Origin of the sequence: Virgibacillus sp. SK37, from assembly GCF_000725285.1 — a bacterium.
GTDB lineage: Bacteria > Bacillota > Bacilli > Bacillales > Amphibacillaceae > Virgibacillus_Q.
This window is the reverse complement of sequence record NZ_CP007161.1, coordinates 1,971,297-1,988,199: the sequence shown is the minus strand read 5'-3', so window position 1 is coordinate 1,988,199 and position 16,903 is coordinate 1,971,297. Positions and strand designations below refer to the sequence as shown.

18 protein-coding genes are annotated in these 16,903 nt (G+C 36.6%); all 18 read right to left on the bottom strand.

Annotated features, from left to right (window positions below; all coding sequences use genetic code 11):
- Nucleotides 1-28: 28 nt before the first annotated feature.
- The 18 genes from aroA to X953_RS10220 all read right to left on the bottom strand — a co-directional run bounded on the left by aroA (nucleotide 29) and on the right by X953_RS10220 (nucleotide 16,902).
- Entirely contained in the window at nucleotides 29-1,315 is a 1,287-nt protein-coding gene (gene aroA / locus X953_RS10305) for a 3-phosphoshikimate 1-carboxyvinyltransferase (RefSeq protein ID WP_040955490.1), read from the bottom strand.
- Between the two features lie 72 nt (nucleotides 1,316-1,387).
- Entirely contained in the window at nucleotides 1,388-2,488 is a 1,101-nt protein-coding gene (locus X953_RS10300; RefSeq protein WP_040955489.1) for a prephenate dehydrogenase, read from the bottom strand.
- Between the two features lie 3 nt (nucleotides 2,489-2,491).
- Entirely contained in the window at nucleotides 2,492-3,592 is a 1,101-nt protein-coding gene (gene hisC, locus X953_RS10295) for a histidinol-phosphate transaminase (RefSeq protein WP_040955488.1), read from the bottom strand.
- A 7-nt stretch (nucleotides 3,593-3,599) separates the two neighbouring features.
- Complete coding sequence (gene aroH, locus X953_RS10290) at nucleotides 3,600-3,971, bottom strand: chorismate mutase (protein ID WP_040955487.1); 372 nt, start codon at nucleotides 3,969-3,971, stop codon at nucleotides 3,600-3,602.
- Entirely contained in the window at nucleotides 3,968-5,041 is a 1,074-nt protein-coding gene (gene aroB, locus X953_RS10285; RefSeq protein WP_040955486.1) for a 3-dehydroquinate synthase, read from the bottom strand. Before aroB ends, aroH begins: the two co-directional genes overlap by 4 nt.
- The gene (gene aroC, locus X953_RS10280) at nucleotides 5,041-6,210 is read right to left on the bottom strand and encodes a chorismate synthase (protein WP_040955485.1); all 1,170 of its coding nucleotides are present in this window, start codon (nucleotides 6,208-6,210) and stop codon (nucleotides 5,041-5,043) included. The genes aroB and aroC overlap by 1 nt, the downstream gene beginning before the upstream one ends.
- 327 nt (nucleotides 6,211-6,537) lie before the next feature.
- Nucleotides 6,538-7,317 carry a protein-glutamate O-methyltransferase CheR gene (locus X953_RS10275; RefSeq protein WP_040957080.1) on the bottom strand — a complete coding sequence of 260 codons (780 nt, stop codon included), beginning with the start codon at nucleotides 7,315-7,317 and terminating at the stop codon, nucleotides 6,538-6,540.
- Nucleotides 7,318-8,250: 933 nt separating this feature from the next.
- On the bottom strand, nucleotides 8,251-8,697 hold the full coding sequence (gene ndk / locus X953_RS10270) for a nucleoside-diphosphate kinase (protein WP_040955484.1): 447 nt from the start codon (nucleotides 8,695-8,697) through the stop codon (nucleotides 8,251-8,253).
- A 150-nt stretch (nucleotides 8,698-8,847) separates the two neighbouring features.
- On the bottom strand, nucleotides 8,848-9,819 hold the full coding sequence (gene hepT, locus X953_RS10265; RefSeq protein WP_040955483.1) for a heptaprenyl diphosphate synthase component II: 972 nt from the start codon (nucleotides 9,817-9,819) through the stop codon (nucleotides 8,848-8,850).
- 60 nt (nucleotides 9,820-9,879) lie between these two features.
- Entirely contained in the window at nucleotides 9,880-10,590 is a 711-nt protein-coding gene (menG, locus tag X953_RS10260; protein ID WP_040955482.1) for a demethylmenaquinone methyltransferase, read from the bottom strand.
- Nucleotides 10,591-10,592: 2 nt separating this feature from the next.
- Complete coding sequence (locus X953_RS19125) at nucleotides 10,593-11,321, bottom strand: heptaprenyl diphosphate synthase component 1 (protein WP_052350109.1); 729 nt, start codon at nucleotides 11,319-11,321, stop codon at nucleotides 10,593-10,595.
- Between the two features lie 144 nt (nucleotides 11,322-11,465).
- Nucleotides 11,466-11,681 (bottom strand): trp RNA-binding attenuation protein MtrB, encoded by a 216-nt coding sequence (gene mtrB / locus X953_RS10250; RefSeq protein WP_040955481.1) that lies wholly within the window; start codon nucleotides 11,679-11,681, stop codon nucleotides 11,466-11,468.
- Between the two features lie 139 nt (nucleotides 11,682-11,820).
- Nucleotides 11,821-12,093 (bottom strand): HU family DNA-binding protein, encoded by a 273-nt coding sequence (locus X953_RS10245; protein ID WP_033354088.1) that lies wholly within the window; start codon nucleotides 12,091-12,093, stop codon nucleotides 11,821-11,823.
- Between the two features lie 347 nt (nucleotides 12,094-12,440).
- Nucleotides 12,441-13,919, bottom strand: coding sequence for a stage IV sporulation protein A (gene spoIVA / locus X953_RS10240; protein ID WP_040955480.1), 1,479 nt, complete (start codon nucleotides 13,917-13,919; stop codon nucleotides 12,441-12,443).
- Nucleotides 13,920-14,110: 191 nt separating this feature from the next.
- Nucleotides 14,111-14,833: a hypothetical protein gene (locus X953_RS10235; RefSeq protein ID WP_040955479.1), complete on the bottom strand. Its 723-nt coding sequence runs from the start codon at nucleotides 14,831-14,833 to the stop codon at nucleotides 14,111-14,113.
- Between the two features lie 21 nt (nucleotides 14,834-14,854).
- Nucleotides 14,855-15,055 (bottom strand): DUF2768 domain-containing protein, encoded by a 201-nt coding sequence (locus tag X953_RS10230; RefSeq protein ID WP_040955478.1) that lies wholly within the window; start codon nucleotides 15,053-15,055, stop codon nucleotides 14,855-14,857.
- Between the two features lie 491 nt (nucleotides 15,056-15,546).
- On the bottom strand, nucleotides 15,547-15,807 hold the full coding sequence (locus tag X953_RS10225; protein WP_040955477.1) for a stage VI sporulation protein F: 261 nt from the start codon (nucleotides 15,805-15,807) through the stop codon (nucleotides 15,547-15,549).
- 57 nt (nucleotides 15,808-15,864) lie between these two features.
- Nucleotides 15,865-16,902 carry an NAD(P)H-dependent glycerol-3-phosphate dehydrogenase gene (locus tag X953_RS10220; RefSeq protein WP_040955476.1) on the bottom strand — a complete coding sequence of 346 codons (1,038 nt, stop codon included), beginning with the start codon at nucleotides 16,900-16,902 and terminating at the stop codon, nucleotides 15,865-15,867.
- Between the last annotated feature and the right edge of the window lies 1 nt (nucleotide 16,903).

Genomic DNA, 16,903 nt, shown 5'->3' with positions numbered 1-16,903 from the left:
TGTAACAAGTACAGATTCTTTCTTTTTTTTATTTAATTTTTTCCAGATCTTCAAAAAAAGATGGATAAGAGATAGATATAGAAGAAATATCATCAATAACAATTTCATCCTCAGCAATCAAGGATGCAATTGCTGCCATCATAGCAATCCGATGATCATGGTAAGAAACAGCTTTACCACCATATAATTTTGTTTTTCCATGGATTTTCATACCATCTTCAGTCGGCTCAATTGTTGCACCAAGGGTGGATAATACATCATCGACTGCGGCAATTCTATCTGTCTCTTTAACACGCAGTTCTTTTGCATCACGAATAATGGTAGTTCCCTTCGCTTGAGTAGCAATTAATGCAATAACAGGAATTTCATCAATAAGTCGCGGAATTATTTCTCCTTCAATTGTAGTACCTGTTAATTCTGTATAGCTAATAACAATATCTCCAAGAAATTCTCCACTGATTACTTGCTTATTTCTAATTTGAATGTTTGCACCCATAGAAATCAGGACATCAATTATTCCTGTTCGAGTCTGATTCAATCCGACATTTTTTAATGTTAAGTTACTTCCTGGTACGATTGCTGCTGCACCTATAAAAAAAGCAGCTGAAGAAATATCTCCAGGGACGTATACATCAGTAGCTACTAAGGTTTTTTCATTTGTTATAGTAACCTGCTTACCATCTGTTTTAATAGATGCTCCGAAAGCTTTCAGCATATTCTCCGTGTGGTCACGGGTTTTTGTTTGTTCCGTAATTTTTGTTTTTCCTTCTGCATGTAACCCTGCAAGTAAAATAGCTGATTTCACCTGGGCACTTTTTAGTGGCATCACATAATCAATACCTTGCAATTCTGAACCTCTAATTGCTAGTGGTATATAGCTTCCATTCTCCCTGCCATCAAATACTGCACCCATTTGTCGTAATGGTATTACCACTCTATCCATTGGGCGTTTAGAAAGCGAAGAATCTCCGTATATGGTCGTAAATAATGGTAACCCTGCAAGTAATCCAATCATTAACCTTGCTGTTGTTCCGGAATTACCGAAATACAACGGAGTTTCCGGTTCCTTAAGGCCAGCTATCCCTTTTCCTAGAATGGTAAGTGTTGTATTTTGCTTTTTTATTTCGACACCCATTTCTTGAAATGCTTGGACAGTACGCATACAATCCTCGCCATCGAGAAAGTTGGTTACTGTTGTCTTCCCTTCCGCTAATGAAGCCAGCATCACAGATCTATGTGATATAGATTTGTCACCAGGAACATGAATTTCTCCTGAAACAGGTGTTTTAACAGGCTGTAGTATAACCTCACTCATTTCTTTCACATCCTCAGTTATCTATTATGTTTTCCAATATTAAAACAAGTATAAAATATATAGATGCCTTCCTTATTTCTCTATCATGGTTTCGTAGCCATTTGTTTGTAATACCTGATCGCTCTTTCTCTGAGCTTCCTCACTTGAAAAACTTAGACGCAATGCACCATTTATACCTTCTCTTATTTCAAGTATCTGTATATTATTTATACTGATTTTGTGACCGGCAAGTAATTGGGTAACCGTCGCAAGCGCGCCAGCCTGATCTCGAATATCAACATAAATATCATAGAAGGAAGGGATAGCTCCTTTATCTGTAGCTCCCAGTCCATCCCGGAATTGCTTTGCTTCGCTTAGATATGTAATCATCTCATCTTTATTATTATCATCAAGTAAATTCTTCAGATAATGCATTTCCTCAATCCATTCTTCAAGCAAATGCGACATTTTATAGCGGTTATGATAAAAAATGTCCTGCCACATTGTAGGGTTACTTGAAGCAATTCTGGTGATATCACGGAATCCTCCTGCTGCCAGATTAGGCAAGAACGAATGCATGTCATTCCACTTTCTTGCTTGATGAACAAGAGATGATGCTATTAAATGTGGAAAATGGGAAACAACCCCAGTCATTTCATCATGCTCTTTCTGATTTAATATGACAAACTTGCTTTTCGTACTTTCTAATAGAGATTGAAGTAAATACGTATCTTCACTATTGGCGTACTTGGAAGGGGTCAAGACATATATTGCGTTTTCAAATAAATGCCCTCTTGCTGCCTGTATACCTTTCTTATGTGATCCAGCCATAGGGTGTCCGCCAATAAAAGTAATGTGTTTGTTAGTTAACGTATCAGCTATATGCATGACATTACTCTTTACAGAGGAAACATCCGACACAATTACTTTTTTATTAAATGACAGACCATTTAATTCTTTTAATAAATGGATGGTTTGTGTAATAGGTGCTGCAAGTATAATATAATCCGCTCTGACAGCATCCTTTTGGAACTCTGTGGTGGCTTCGTTAATTATTCCATTTTCTAAAGCGTACTTCATTACTTCTTCACTAATATCATAACCAATAACATGATTATCAGCTGATAAGACAATAGATTTAGCTATGGAACCACCAATTAATCCCAATCCTGCAATAAAAATTGTTTTTTTCAATACTTAACGCTCCTTGCTCACTTGCTGATCCAACTCATAAAGAATCCTTTGCAGTTTCTTCATGTCATCTTTCTGTCCAAGTGTTATTCTAACTGTCTGTGGGCAGCCCAACAATTCACCAGGTCGAACTATAAACCCTTTTTTTAACAAGAAATCAAAAACCTCCATACCACTTATAGGAGTCTTAACTAAAATAAAATTTGTTTCTGTAGGGTAATAACTCCATTTTATCTGGTCCAAGAATTTTTCAAAGTCATGCTTTACTTCCATATTATATCTCAATGTTTCATCTAGAAAAGATTCATCTTGAATAGCAACAACAGCCGCCTTTTGAGCAATGGATGAAGTATTAAAAGGACCTCTTACAACATTCAATTTCGATATAATCGTTTCATCTGCTATACCATAACCAACTCGTAATCCAGCTAGTCCATATGCTTTTGAAAACGTCCGAAGAATAATCAAATTTTTATGTTGTGATAGTAATGTAATCGCCGAAGGATCAAACTCTTTAGATAAATATTCATAATATGCTTCATCCAAGACAACTAGTACGTGTTTTGGACATTTAAGCATAAACTCGTGAAGGTCGTTTTTTGATATAATTCCACCTGTTGGATTATTAGGTGAACAAAGCCACATAATCTTTGTATTTTCATTTACCATTTGTAGCATCTGTACTAGATTGTGCTTCCCTTCAACCGTAGGAATTTCTTTTACCTCAGCCCCCTCAATAAGAGCATGGTGTCTGTATTGAGGAAAAGTCGGTGTGGCCATCACAGTGTTCAAGCCAGGTGACAAAAAGGCACGGCACAGCATTTGGACAATTTCATCAGAGCCACTACCAAATACTAACTGTCTCTCAGTCACCTGGCATTTATCAGCAACTGCTTTTCGCAGTTCTTCTGCATTACCATCCGGATAGATATTTAATTCCTTTATATTGTCTGCTAAAAATGTTTTTACATTTTTAGAACATCCATATGGGTTTTCATTGGATGCTAATTTTACAATGCGAGAAAGCCCAAATTCATTTTGAAGATCCTTTGACTGCCTCCCAGGCTTGTATGCTGAAAGCTGCTCTAAAACCGGTTTCCCTTCCATTTACTCTTCACCTCTTGTTCTTCACTAAATCTGGACGTAGCTTTACTGCCTCATTATGAAAGATGTGTTTTATACTTTGTTGGTCCTTTTCCGTATTGATTACCATCATAATGCGTATACAATTAGGTAAGCTGCCAGGCACATCTATTTCAGTCATACACATTACTGGAACAAAAGTGTACCCTGGTAATTCACGAAGTGCTTTGGCAGGAAAAGCTGCATTTAAATCCTTGGTAACAGAAATAAATACATGCGAAACATCATTTGCTTCAATATCATTTTCATTAACCATTTCTTCGAACAATGCTTTTGTGTTAGCAATTATTTGTCCTTCTTCATTATTTAAAACAGATGTCGCTCCTCGCAGACCCCTCGTCATGCTCTCACCAGCTTTCCTAAAAATTGGTTTAGATAGCTATACATATCCTCATCACTTATCTCTTTTATAACTGGTTCACCTACACTTTTAAGCAGCACCATTTGAATGCGGTGATTTAATGTTTTTTTGTCTGTTTTCATCAATGTAATTAAATCTCTAACATGGAGTTGATCTAAGAACAAAGGGTATTTATTATCTAATAACCACCTATATAAAGGCTCATAAGGCAATTTAACAGTGTAAACAGATTCACTGACATACATAGAGAATAGTAAGCCAATGCCGATAGCTTCACCATGTGTTAATACCCCGTACCCCAACCTAGTCTCCAAAGCATGGCCAAGCGTATGCCCAAGATTCAAATACTTTCTCATACCCTTTTCTTTCTCATCCGCCTCTACAATAGCAGCTTTTATTTTTATTCCAGACCGTATATGATTATGTAGCTGATCTTGAGAGAGACTAAGTAAATCTGAACTTAGAATAGACTGAAACAGTTGTGCATCTGCTATGAGACCTTCTTTAATAAGTTCAGCATACCCGGAACGAACTTGTGACCTTGGTAGGGTTGATAATGTATCAATATCATACAAAACAGCTTTTGGTGGATAAAAACTACCAATTAAGTTTTTCCCAAGCTGATGGTTAATAGCGACTTTCCCGCCTACACTGCTGTCGTGTGCAAGAATAGTAGTAGGCATTTGAATATAATCAATACCGCGCATATAAGTTGCCGCCACAAATCCTGCTAAATCACCAACGACACCTCCGCCCAGGGCTATGATCAGCGACTCTCTGTCCAGCCCATATGTAATTGCTTCTGTATGCAGTTTTTCAAAAAAAGTGAAGCTTTTTGATTGTTCCCCTGCTGGGATAATGCTTGTGAAAATGTATTTAGCCTGAAGGTTACTTGTAACTTCACTAAGATAATTTTCTGCTACTCTATCGTCTGTAATAACTAGAATCGTAGAGTACGTTTTTGGCAATAATTTATTAATATGGTAACGGATTCTGTTTCCTATCGTGATCTTGTATTGATGTATTTCTGAGTTAATTATCAACTCATCCATTAAAAACACCTGATTTCTTCACGATAATCGTCAATTGCTTTCTTTAATGTAGAGAATTGGTCACTCGGAAACTGTTCTGTTATAGCTTTAGCTAATTCAAATGCTACGACATGCTCCATGACAACAGCAGCAGCGGGGACAGCACATGCATCTGATCTCTCTACCGTAGCTTTAAATGGCTCTTTAGTTTCAATATCGACGCTTTGCAACGGTCTCTTCATTAACGTAGGAATAGGTTTCATTACTCCCTTTACAACAATTGGCATCCCAGTTGTCATACCACCCTCAAAACCCCCGAGACGATTTGTTTTACGATAATAGCCTGTTTCTTCGTCCCAAGCAATTTCATCATGTACATTGCTTCCATTTCTTTTGGCAGCTTCAAAACCAAGACCGAATTCTACTCCTTTAAAAGCATTTATACTCACGACACTTCCAGCAATACGGCTATCTAATTTTCTATCGTAATGGACATATGATCCCACTCCCGCAGGCATACCTTCTACATAAACTTCAACAACTCCGCCAATTGAGTCGCCTTCTTTCTTAGCTTGATCAATCGCGTCCATCATTTCCTGTTCTACATCCTTATCCAAAACTCTTACTGGTGAGTCTTCGGAAATTTCCTGTCTGTCATTGATGCTAAGTTCTTCTACTTCCTTCGCTTCAATTCCGGCAATCTCTTTTACGTAACCAGAGATTTCGATACCTAATTGCTTTAATAATGTTTTGGCCACAGCACCTGCTGCAACTCGTGCTGCTGTTTCTCTGGCAGAAGATCGTTCTAATACATTGCGAATGTCTCGGTGTCCATATTTCATAGCACCATTTAAATCAGCATGACCTGGTCTCGGTCTGGTTATAACACGTCTGATTTTTGCATCAGCCTCCATAGGGTCTTCTCCCATAATATCCACCCAATGCTTAAAGTCATCATTGTTTATTACTAAAGAGATTGGTGAGCCTAAAGTGTAGCCATGTCTAATACCACTGGTTATCTCTACAAGATCTTTTTCGATCTGCATCCGTTTCCCGCGCCCATGCCCTTTTTGACGACGCAATAATGATTCATTGATGTTCTCTTTAACTAGAGGCATGCGAGCTGGTATACCTTCAATTATTGTAGTTAGTTTTTTTCCGTGGGATTCCCCTGCTGTTAAATAACGCAATGAACATTCTCCTTTTGAATTTTTTCTAATAACTATATCATAAGTTCATTTCATTTTGGGATAAAATTTAGAAAAAAGCAACTTATTTATCAAGTTTTTTTAACCAATATAAAATGTAAACGTATACAGTGTTTTGTATTTTTATTCGCTCTTACTTAAAAAGTAAGTATTGGGCATGTAAGCAGACACGCTCGTTCATAAATAAAAAATAATACATGCTAGTATATCCAACTATAAAAAAACCGAACGACATTCGAAGTCTTGCACTTCGAATAACGTTCGGTCTCCTAAGAGTTATTTACTTTCCCAAAGCTACTCCTATTTTAATTAATTTTCTTCTTTCTTATAAAAAAAAGTATCCAATAATTGTAGTTTATAATCTTTTGGGCTAAAAATTTGTTCTGTACTTCCGACAAATAATACTCCATTCGAACTTAATGACCTACCGAAATTCGCATAAATCTCTTCCTTTGCTTGATCAGTAAAATAAATAAGAACGTTACGGCATATAAGCAAATCGACGTCTTTAGGGTAACTGTCTGCTAATAAGTTATGTTTTTTAAAAGAGATATTTCTTTTTATCATAGGGGAAACCGTATAGAGCCCTTCCCTTTCTATAAAATATTTTCCAAGAAATTCTTGAGGTAACTCCTTTAATGCAGCTTTGCCATAAATTCCTTCCTTTGCCTTAAGTAATACATTTTCATCAATATCAGTTGCTATAATTTCAGTTTTTGCTTCCGGGAAATGCTCTCTGAGCATAATAGAGATTGAATATGGTTCTTCACCAGTGGAGCAAGCAGCACTCCAAATCTTTATACTATTCTTTTGTTGAAGTAATCCTGGAATAATTTTATCTTTGAGGACTTGCCATCTTTTGGGATTCCGGTAAAACTCAGAAACGTTAATGGTTAAGCGGTCGATAAATTCACTCATTAATTCTTTTTGAGTCGTTAATGCTTCCAAGTATGTATTGAAATTAGTGAAGCCACGTTTATTTCTCAACGAAATAATACGTCTTTTCATTTGGGCTTCTTTATATAAACTCAAATCTATACCGATTCTTTTTTTAATTTCAGAAATAAAATAATCGTAATCGCTCGTCATTTTCATCATGCCTCTCCGCTATAATAAGGCCAATAATTAGGATCTAATATATATGTGTTAGGGTTATTCACTGATTCGCAAAATAGATACCCTGCGACATAACCTGTGGAGAATGGAGTAATTCATTTTACAGAGGAAGCACCCATTGATTTGCGTTTCAGGCGGACGCTTTCACACCTCCGGGTACAAGCGCGACATCTGTTCGTAACTTCACAGTGTCTTCTTTGCCGCCCGGCATGGCCTCAGCCGCTTCCTCCGCTACGCTCCGTCCAGGGTCTTCGACTCATGCTATTCCGGCAAGAGTCGCGGGCCAAAAGGACGTTGGTCGTGCAATCGTTGCCACAAATGTTTTCGGTGGGACGAGGAAACGCAGTCCCAGGACGTGGCGTTCTAAGATTGCCGCCCTACACTCCAATCAATTCGTACAAAGCTCATTCTGGGTGTATGCGAACTTAACTTTTCTTCTAAGATATATAGTAAATAGTAGCGAAGGGGAAATATGGAGACTCCTCGAAAATGAAAATACACATTTTCTTCGTGCGATTCCTTGCTGACGAAGCTTTCCTTGTCCTGCGGGAGGAGAGGCCTCGATGAGACCCCGGAACGCGGTATAGGGGCTGGAAAGCTAAAGTCGCGACGTCCTGGGGCTGCGCATACTCGCCCCATCAAAACCCATTGTCGCAACGCCTTCATGACCAACATCGTGTTGGCCCGAGGCTCATCAGCCGCCCGCGGAAAGCTGAATATTTCCCCGTAGCGGTGATTTACGCAGTCTCTATATTCTTAGTTAGTTCGCAGTTTCCTCCTACTATGAATGTACGAGATAACGTCTATTCCCCAACATTTGCAATAGAACCAATATTTAACCCTTAATAAAAGCCTCCGTTTAAAACGGAGGCTTGCCATAATATTTAGCATTTCTTGCTGTACAAATTAATAAATCCAAGAGCTGTCTTGTTTTTCATAAGAAACTAACTCATTGTTATCAAAGAACAAATTAATTTCTCTTTCAGCGCTTTCAGGTGAATCTGATCCGTGAATCACATTTTTACCTACTGTCATGCCAAAATCTCCACGAATAGTTCCAGCAGCAGCTTCCAATGGATTTGTTTTACCCATCATATCACGAGCTGTAGAGATAACCTTTTCACCTTCCCAAACCATAGCAAATACCGGTCCAGAGGTAATAAAGTCAACCAACTCACCAAAGAATGGTCTTTCTTTATGTTCTCCATAATGTTCTTTAGCTAAATCATCAGAAATAACCATCAGTTTAGCACCAGCTAATTTAAAACCTTTTGCTTCAAAACGTTTAACTATTTCTCCTACTAAATTGCGTTGTACTCCATCTGGTTTCACCATTAAAAATGTTTTTTCCATCATTTCCACCTCTTCTATGTAATGTAAGCTAAAAATAAGCGATTGGGATAGCCTTTACCTATTTAACGAGTTCGGTTAATTAAAACAGGCTAGTTTCACTTCTTTTACTCGATAAAATTCTACCAAAACTTTCGTAAAATAACAAATAAATTATGAACGTCTATTTCCAATATATTTGGCAATATCTCTTAATGTAGTCTTTGCTTTCATCGCAGGGGTTTTATCCAACATGTGTAGTGCTTTATCTAAATACAAATTGCTCATCTCATAGGATCTCTCAATTGCATCTGTTGTGTGTAAATGAGTCAGAATTGGCTGTATATCAGTTTCAGTTATCTCTTCCTTTTGGCTAAACAAATTCTTTACCTTTGAATTAAATGATTCATCTTCCATTGCAAATAGTACAGGTAATGTAATGTTCCCTTGCAATAAATCATTTCCAACCGGTTTACCAAGTTCCTTTGGGGAAGAAGTAAAATCTAAAATATCATCAATGATTTGATAAGACATGCCTATATAGTATCCGTAATGATAAAGTCGGTTCGCGTCTTTCCACGATACGCCTGCTGCTACAGCCCCCAATTGGCAACTGGTAGCAATTAATAAAGCTGTTTTCCGTTTAATTCTTCGTAAGTAATCCCTTAATCCCTGGTTATAATTATATTTATCTTTAATTTGCTCAATTTCGCCAACACACACTTCCACAATTGTTTTTGAAAGAATGCGGTGAATTGCAATATCATTTAATGTAGTAATCTCTTCCAGCGCTCTAGCTAGTATATAATCTCCAGTATACATGGCGATCCGATTTCCGTACAACCTTCTTATTGTAGGCTGACTTCTTCGTATGTCTGCATCATCAATCACATCATCATGTACTAATGTAGCCATATGGATCAATTCAAGGGTCACTGCAACTGTTTTTAAACGTTCTATGTCACATTCCCCAAAACGACCGGATAGCAACACAAAGATAGGACGGATTCTTTTCCCGCCCGCTTTCAATAATTCTGTAGAAGCCTCACGCAATATAGAATGGTCGGCCTGTATTACTTTATTAATTGATTGCTCAATTAAATCTAAGTCCTTTTTTAAGTATCCGTATGTTTTAGCTAATTTCATGTGGGTCACCTTTTATTTCATAGAAAATGTCTGTTCATTGAATAACTTTTTCTCATTTAGTTATTCTTTAAAGCCCATATGCATGGCAGCTACTCCACCTGTATAGCTTTTTATATCCACTTTTGCGAACCCTGCTTCCATAAACATCTTCTTAAGGTGTTTTTTATCAGGAAAATTCTTTGCGGACTCATGTAACCATGCATACTCTTTATAGCTTTTGGCAAATAACCGGCCAAAGGCAGGCATTATAAAACGGAAATAAAAATAATACAACTGTCTAAAACCGATCAATTCCGGTTGGGAGGTTTCTAAACAAACAACCTTACCACCAGGTTTAACCACCCGATACATTTCTTGTAAAACTGTCATGTAGTCAGGGACATTCCTTAAGCCAAATCCGATCGTAACGTAATCAAACGTATTATCTTTAAAAGGTAGTTCCATTGCATTACCATGAATGAACTGAAGTTGTTTGATATTATGTTGCTTTTTCTTTTGTTTAGCTACAGATAACATATTTTCACTAAAATCAAGCCCTATTATTTCTCCAGAGGTGCCAATCTTCTCAGCAAGTGAAATAGCCCAGTCTCCTGTTCCACAACAAACATCCAGTGCCATAGCCCCTTCTTCAACCTGCATACGCTTCATTACGTCCTTTCGCCAAGCCTTATGGCGTTGAAAAGAAATAATGGAATTCATAGCATCATATTTATTGTAGATCTTTTCAAAAACATGGTGTACACGTTCTTCTTTTGATTGTTGTTGAGACATATTTATCCACCCTCTGCAAACATTGACTTACCATGCCATACTTTTTTTAATAAACCTTCTACTTGGATGCCGTGAAGGGAATGCCAATCCGGCAATGTCTGTAAATAACGATTAATTTTATGTGATTTGTGTTTAATAATTTCATCTATCTTTTCTTCTATTGATGAGTATGTCCATTCTGGATAATAGATCTGCCATTGATTAATAATAGATTTTCCTTTTGTTTTGATAAAAATCAACTTATTTACATACATCCAATCTAAGATTAAAGGTATGAATGTTACATTTTCCACATAGTGCGCTAAAGATAGCGCTACAAGTGATTCTGTTCTCATAACGAAATCCATATGATCCATTAAAGAATCTGCTTCGTGATAATATACTTTCATTTTATATTCATTTATCTCTTTAATGGCTGTCGCTAGTTTATGTATAAGATCAATTTCCTCAAGCTCTGAAAGTAACATATAGTAAAGTCCACTATAATAATCTCCTGCTAGTACTCTCAGTTGCTTCTCTAATTTCGCTGTTTTACTTTCCTGTCCATCTATTTCAGCAGGTACGTGGTCATGTGTATCCAAAGCTATTTGTACAAGCATTGCTGTAATAATAAATTGTTCCTTTGTATTTTTTGAAAAGTCGGTCCCTTCCATAATACCAGATAAAATAAGCAGTTTTCCTTCGTCAATAAAGGGCTGTTTTATATATTTATTAAGAAATGAATGCTTCATTCTATCTTCCAGCAAAGTTTTGATAGTAGTTGAGGTATTCAAAAAATCACCCTAGCCCTTCTAACCGTCAGTAATCGCATTTGCTATTATAGCATAATTTTAGTAAAAACGTTAATCAATATTCATGGTAAAACTATTTATAGATTAATTATTTTCCATTTCACCATGACTTGTTTGAATAATAGCTTTTCCCCGAACTTTTACAGCAGAAGTATGTTCCGTAAATTGAGCGATCATTACTTCATTTTTGTCAAGTTTTTCCGAATGGTGAAAACGGGTATCAGTACCTCTTGTTAATCCAATAACGTTAACACCGTCTTCCAATGCTTTAATAACAAAAAAGTCACTTTTATTGTCCATAATAACCTCCTAATTAATGAATTCCTTAATATAAAGGGAAATCTATCATATAAATATCTATAATAAAGCAAGAACTAATATCAAATTACTAAAAAAAAGATACGCCGAAGCGTATCTTTTTTGCCCTATGTAAAATTTATTATTTTACAATGTCTTTAAGGGCTTTACCTGGTTTAAAAGCAGGTACTTTGCTTGCTGGGATTTCAATTTCTTCCCCAGTTTGCGGGTTACGGCCTTTACGGGCTGAACGCTCACGTACTTCAAAGTTACCAAAACCGATTAATTGTACTTTGTCACCATTTTTAAGTGAATCCATGACAGATTCAAAAACTGCATCTACTGCTTTAGTTGCGTCTTTCTTAGAAAGATCACTTTTCTCAGCTACAGCATTCACTAGGTCTGTTTTGTTCATGACATTCACCTCCTCCCAAAATCTTTCAATCGACATAGGAACAAAAGATGTTATTCTCATTTGTTCACCATTTTGCCTACTTTTATACATAAAAGTCATCTCTTTCATTGATGACAAGGCTTATAATAACCGAGTTCGCGATAAAATTCAACAATAAGTAACTAATTTTTACCGATTTATTTAGAAAAAACCTGTTTTCAAGGGAAAAAGCACAATATTACCCAAAATATGGGAAGAATTTAATGATTGCGAACAGGTCGCTAAGCCTAATATACATATACGACAGAGAAACCAATTTTCCTGCCGTTGTTTAAAAAGAATAAAAAATAGCAGCTGAATTACAGCTGCTATAAAATGATTGCTATTAATCCACCCGAGCCTTCATTGATAATTCGCTCCAAGGTGTCTTTTAATTTGTATCTTGCATTTTCAGGCATGAGAGCAATTTTAGCTTGAATACCTTCCCGGACAATGGAACTTAATGAGCGACCAAAAATATCTGATTCCCAAATGGATAATGGATCCTCTTCAAAATCCTGCATTAAGTACCGTACTAACTCTTCACTTTGTTTCTCTGTGCCAATTATAGGCGCAAATTCGGATTCAACTTCTACTTTAATCATATGAATAGACGGCGCAACGGCCTTTAATCGAACCCCAAATCTGGATCCTTGTCTGATAATTTCAGGTTCGTCTAATAGCATATCTTCCAACGATGGTGCAGCTATTCCATACCCTGTCTGCTTTACCATCTGTAACGCTCCTGAGACTTGATCATACTCTCTTTTTGCATGAGAAAAATCTTGCATTAATTGAAGAAGATGATCTTTCCCTCTAATTTCCTCTCCAACTATTTCTTTTAATACTTGATCATATAAATACTCTGGTGCATGCAGATCAATTTCCGCAACTCCTTCTCCCATTTCCATTCCTGCAATATTAGCTTTATCAATATAATCAAATTCGGAAAATTCTCCTACAATTTCATCAACATCTCGTAATCGCTTAATATTCTTTACTGTTTCTTGAATTGTGTCCTGATAGTTCCTTCTTAACCAGTGATTTTCCTTTAGTACCATCACCCAACTTGGTAAGTTTACATTTACCTCCAAAACTGGAAATTCGTAAAGCGCTTCTCGCAAAACATTATGGACATCATGTTCAGTCATTGATTCTATACTCATAGAAAGTACAGGTATGTCATGCGTTTCGCTTAATTCCTGCCGCAACAGTTCTGTTTCCTGACTATTTGGTCTTGTAGAATTGATAACCATTATAAACGGCTTACCAACTTCTTTTAATTCTTCAACAACCCTAGCCTCTGCATCTAAGTAATCGTTTCTTGGAATCTCACCTATGGTCCCATCAGTTGTAACGATTACTCCAATAGTGGAATGTTCCTGGATTACTTTTCTCGTACCAATCTCTGCAGCGTCATGAAAAGGAATGGGATCTTCATACCAAGGTGTATGAATCATTCTGGGCCCATTCTCATCCTCAAAGCCTTTTGCGCCTTCTACCGCATATCCAACACAATCCACAAGTCTCACATTCACATCTAAACCTTCATCCACATTAACTGATACCGCTTGGTTAGGAATGAACTTTGGCTCTGTAGTCATAATTGTTCTGCCAGCTGCACTTTGCGGTAATTCATCGTGAGCTCTTGCTCTTTCGCTTTCCTCTTCAATATTAGGGAGCACAACCAACTCCATAAACTTTTTAATAAACGTTGATTTACCTGTACGGACTGCTCCCACTATTCCTAGATAAATATCTCCATTTGTCCGTTTTGAAATATCTTTAAAAATATCAACTCTTTCCAAAAGATCCCCTCCCGATCTCCGTACTTTTATTAACGTACAATCTACGAACTATTGACATTACAAGTCTATGATGTTGTCCTATCGAATTATGACTAAAAATATGTGTAAATAAATATATTTCGAAAGTAAAAATGGAAAACAAAATAAAACCCTTGCAACAATATATGTTACAAGGGAGTTAATATGTTAGATTATTTATTTTTCATATATACAGGTTCACCATTACTTATTGTGTAAGGCAAAGAGTAAACAGGTAAAAACGGAGTATTTTCAGCTAGAATATAACGTATCTCATCGCCTGTTTTATAGGAATGATCATATTCTTTTAAGGCATTATTTAAATCAATCCGATAATCAACATATAAATCTCCATTAACATCCATTACTAAGGGGAGATTTTCTTGGGAGTATGGACTAATTATTTTGGGGGCAGAATCAAAGCCAAGTTTTTTATAATCGATAGTAAAGATGCCATCAGAAATTTCTTTCTTGTAGGGCGGATATATATGTTTATCTCTATAGATATCCAGTTTAACATTTATCTTTCGAATAGCTTCAGTAATTCGAAGGTCGATCAACTTCACTTGCGGGTTATCTTCTGGATAAATTAACGCGTATTGATATACTCCCCCATTTTCATATGCATTCCCTGGTATATCTGTTAATAAATTACTTTCTTTTAATGCTGAAAAATCAATTAGATACTTTTGAAAAATGGGTGTGTCGCTGGATTTTGTTTTAATAGGTACCAACCCATTCTTTTCTTCCTTATATTTATCAACAGCCTGCTGTACAGTATCCAATTGCAGCTCATTAGGTGATTGGTTTTTTGAGAGTTCATTCTTCGGATACATACACCCAGTAAGCAATCCTATAATAACCAGCAAATAAATTAATTTATATGTAAATTTCATTCTGCAACCTCCCTGGTTAACTTAGCCTCCTGTTGGACCACTAAAGACAATATATAATATGATAATACTTCCTAAAAGAAGAGATATATAAGAAAGAATTGAAATGATGCCAGACAGCCATCCATTTAGCTTATTTCTGCTCAGCCAGATTAACCCTATTGCCAAAAATAATAATAGCATTCCGGCAAAAGAGATATACATGTTCAGCATTGATTGTGACATTTTTGTTTCTCACTCCTATTAATGACTTTTTTACCGCAAATTGTATTATACCACAAGCTACTTCGATGCATAATAAAAACATCAAGGTTTAAATCCATAAAATATAAATAAATGTTCACCCCAATAATTGAAACTTTGCAATCGCACAAGAATAATGAAAACAGGCTAAACTCGTGCCCAATGACATATATATCATGCAGGAACCCAACTAGCTTAAGACAAGCCTCTATGTGGTGATTTGACCACATAGAGGCTTGTCTCATGCCTTGGAGAGGAACTCCAATAGAGTTAGACTGGCTAGTTCAGTAATTAAAATTATTTACAGGTATTAGAATTTATCATATTCAGGCAATAAAAAATCCGAGATAAAGGGGGCTATCTTTATCTCGGTTTGACTAAATAACATCCACAGCAACCCTATTCTTGAATGCTTGTGCGATTTATTTTATGCAAGTATACCTGTTAATGTATCCTCACTTGCCCAAGGACAATTACTTTTTAAATAATTCATTTAACGATTGCATATCTGCGGGCATCTTATTTTTTATAATGGACTCAACGATTTTATTTTCTTTCTCTTTTGAAACCGGCTTGTTGGCTATTTTAGCTAATTGACGAACCAATTGCCGGACCGTTTTTTCATCAGTAAAATCAGCATGTTTCACCGAATCTGCTACTTTAAAAACATCATCAGGCTTAACATTTGCATTCTTTTGGATCTTATCAAAAAGTCCCTTCTGAAAGTTATTCACATACTCTCCTCCTTGCTGATATCCTCAACATATTGTATGCAGGAGAGTTATGACGTGTTATTGCGAATATCTTTCCATAAGTAATTTAGCAAGATCATCCATTTCTTCACGTTTTGTTCGATTCATTAATTGATCAACAACATCACGAGGATCTTTATCTTCAAATAACACTTGGTAAATACCTGTAGTTATAGGCATATCAACTTTTTGTTCATTGGCAAACTGATGAGCTGCCTTTACGGTTCTGACGCCCTCAACGACCATCCCCATTTGTTCCAAAACATCATCCAGATTATTACCTTTGCCGAGTAAATTACCTGCACGCCAGTTTCGGCTGTGGACACTTGTACACGTAACAATCAGATCACCAACACCTGGAAGCCCTAAGAAGCTTAAGGGGTTTGCTCCTAAGGTGGTTCCTAATCTGGCGATTTCTGCCAACCCTCTTGTGATTAATGCTGCCTTAGCATTATCTCCATAACCTAGTCCATCTGAGATACCAGCACCAAGAGCAATAATGTTCTTTAGTGCTCCTCCAAGTTCAATCCCAATAATATCAGGACTTGTATAAACACGAAAGTCTTCATTAATAAATAAGTCTTGTGCATGTTTAGCTAACTCAATATTCAATGCGGATACAGTAACAGTAGTCGGTTGTCTTAAGGCAACTTCCTCTGCATGGCTTGGACCGGATAATACGACAATATCTTCTTCGTCGTATTCACTCAATTCCTCGCTAATCATTTCAGAGACCCGTTTTAAAGAAACAGGTTCTATTCCTTTAGAAGCATGTATAATATTTACTTTTTGCTCAAGTACTACGTTAAGTTGTTTACACACTTCTCTAATTGCCTTTGTTGGGACTACAATAATAATAGCAGTTACATCTTTAACAGCACTCTTTAAATCGTAATAGGCATTAATTTCCTTAGGTATTGTAACATCCAAATATTTTCCATTTTTATGAGTTGTATTAATTAATTCCGCCTGTTCCTGCCGATGTGTCCACAATCGGACATCATGTCCATTATCTGCTAGAACGATGCTCAGTGCAGTTCCCCAACTGCCTGCCCCTAATACAGCGACTTTTTGCATT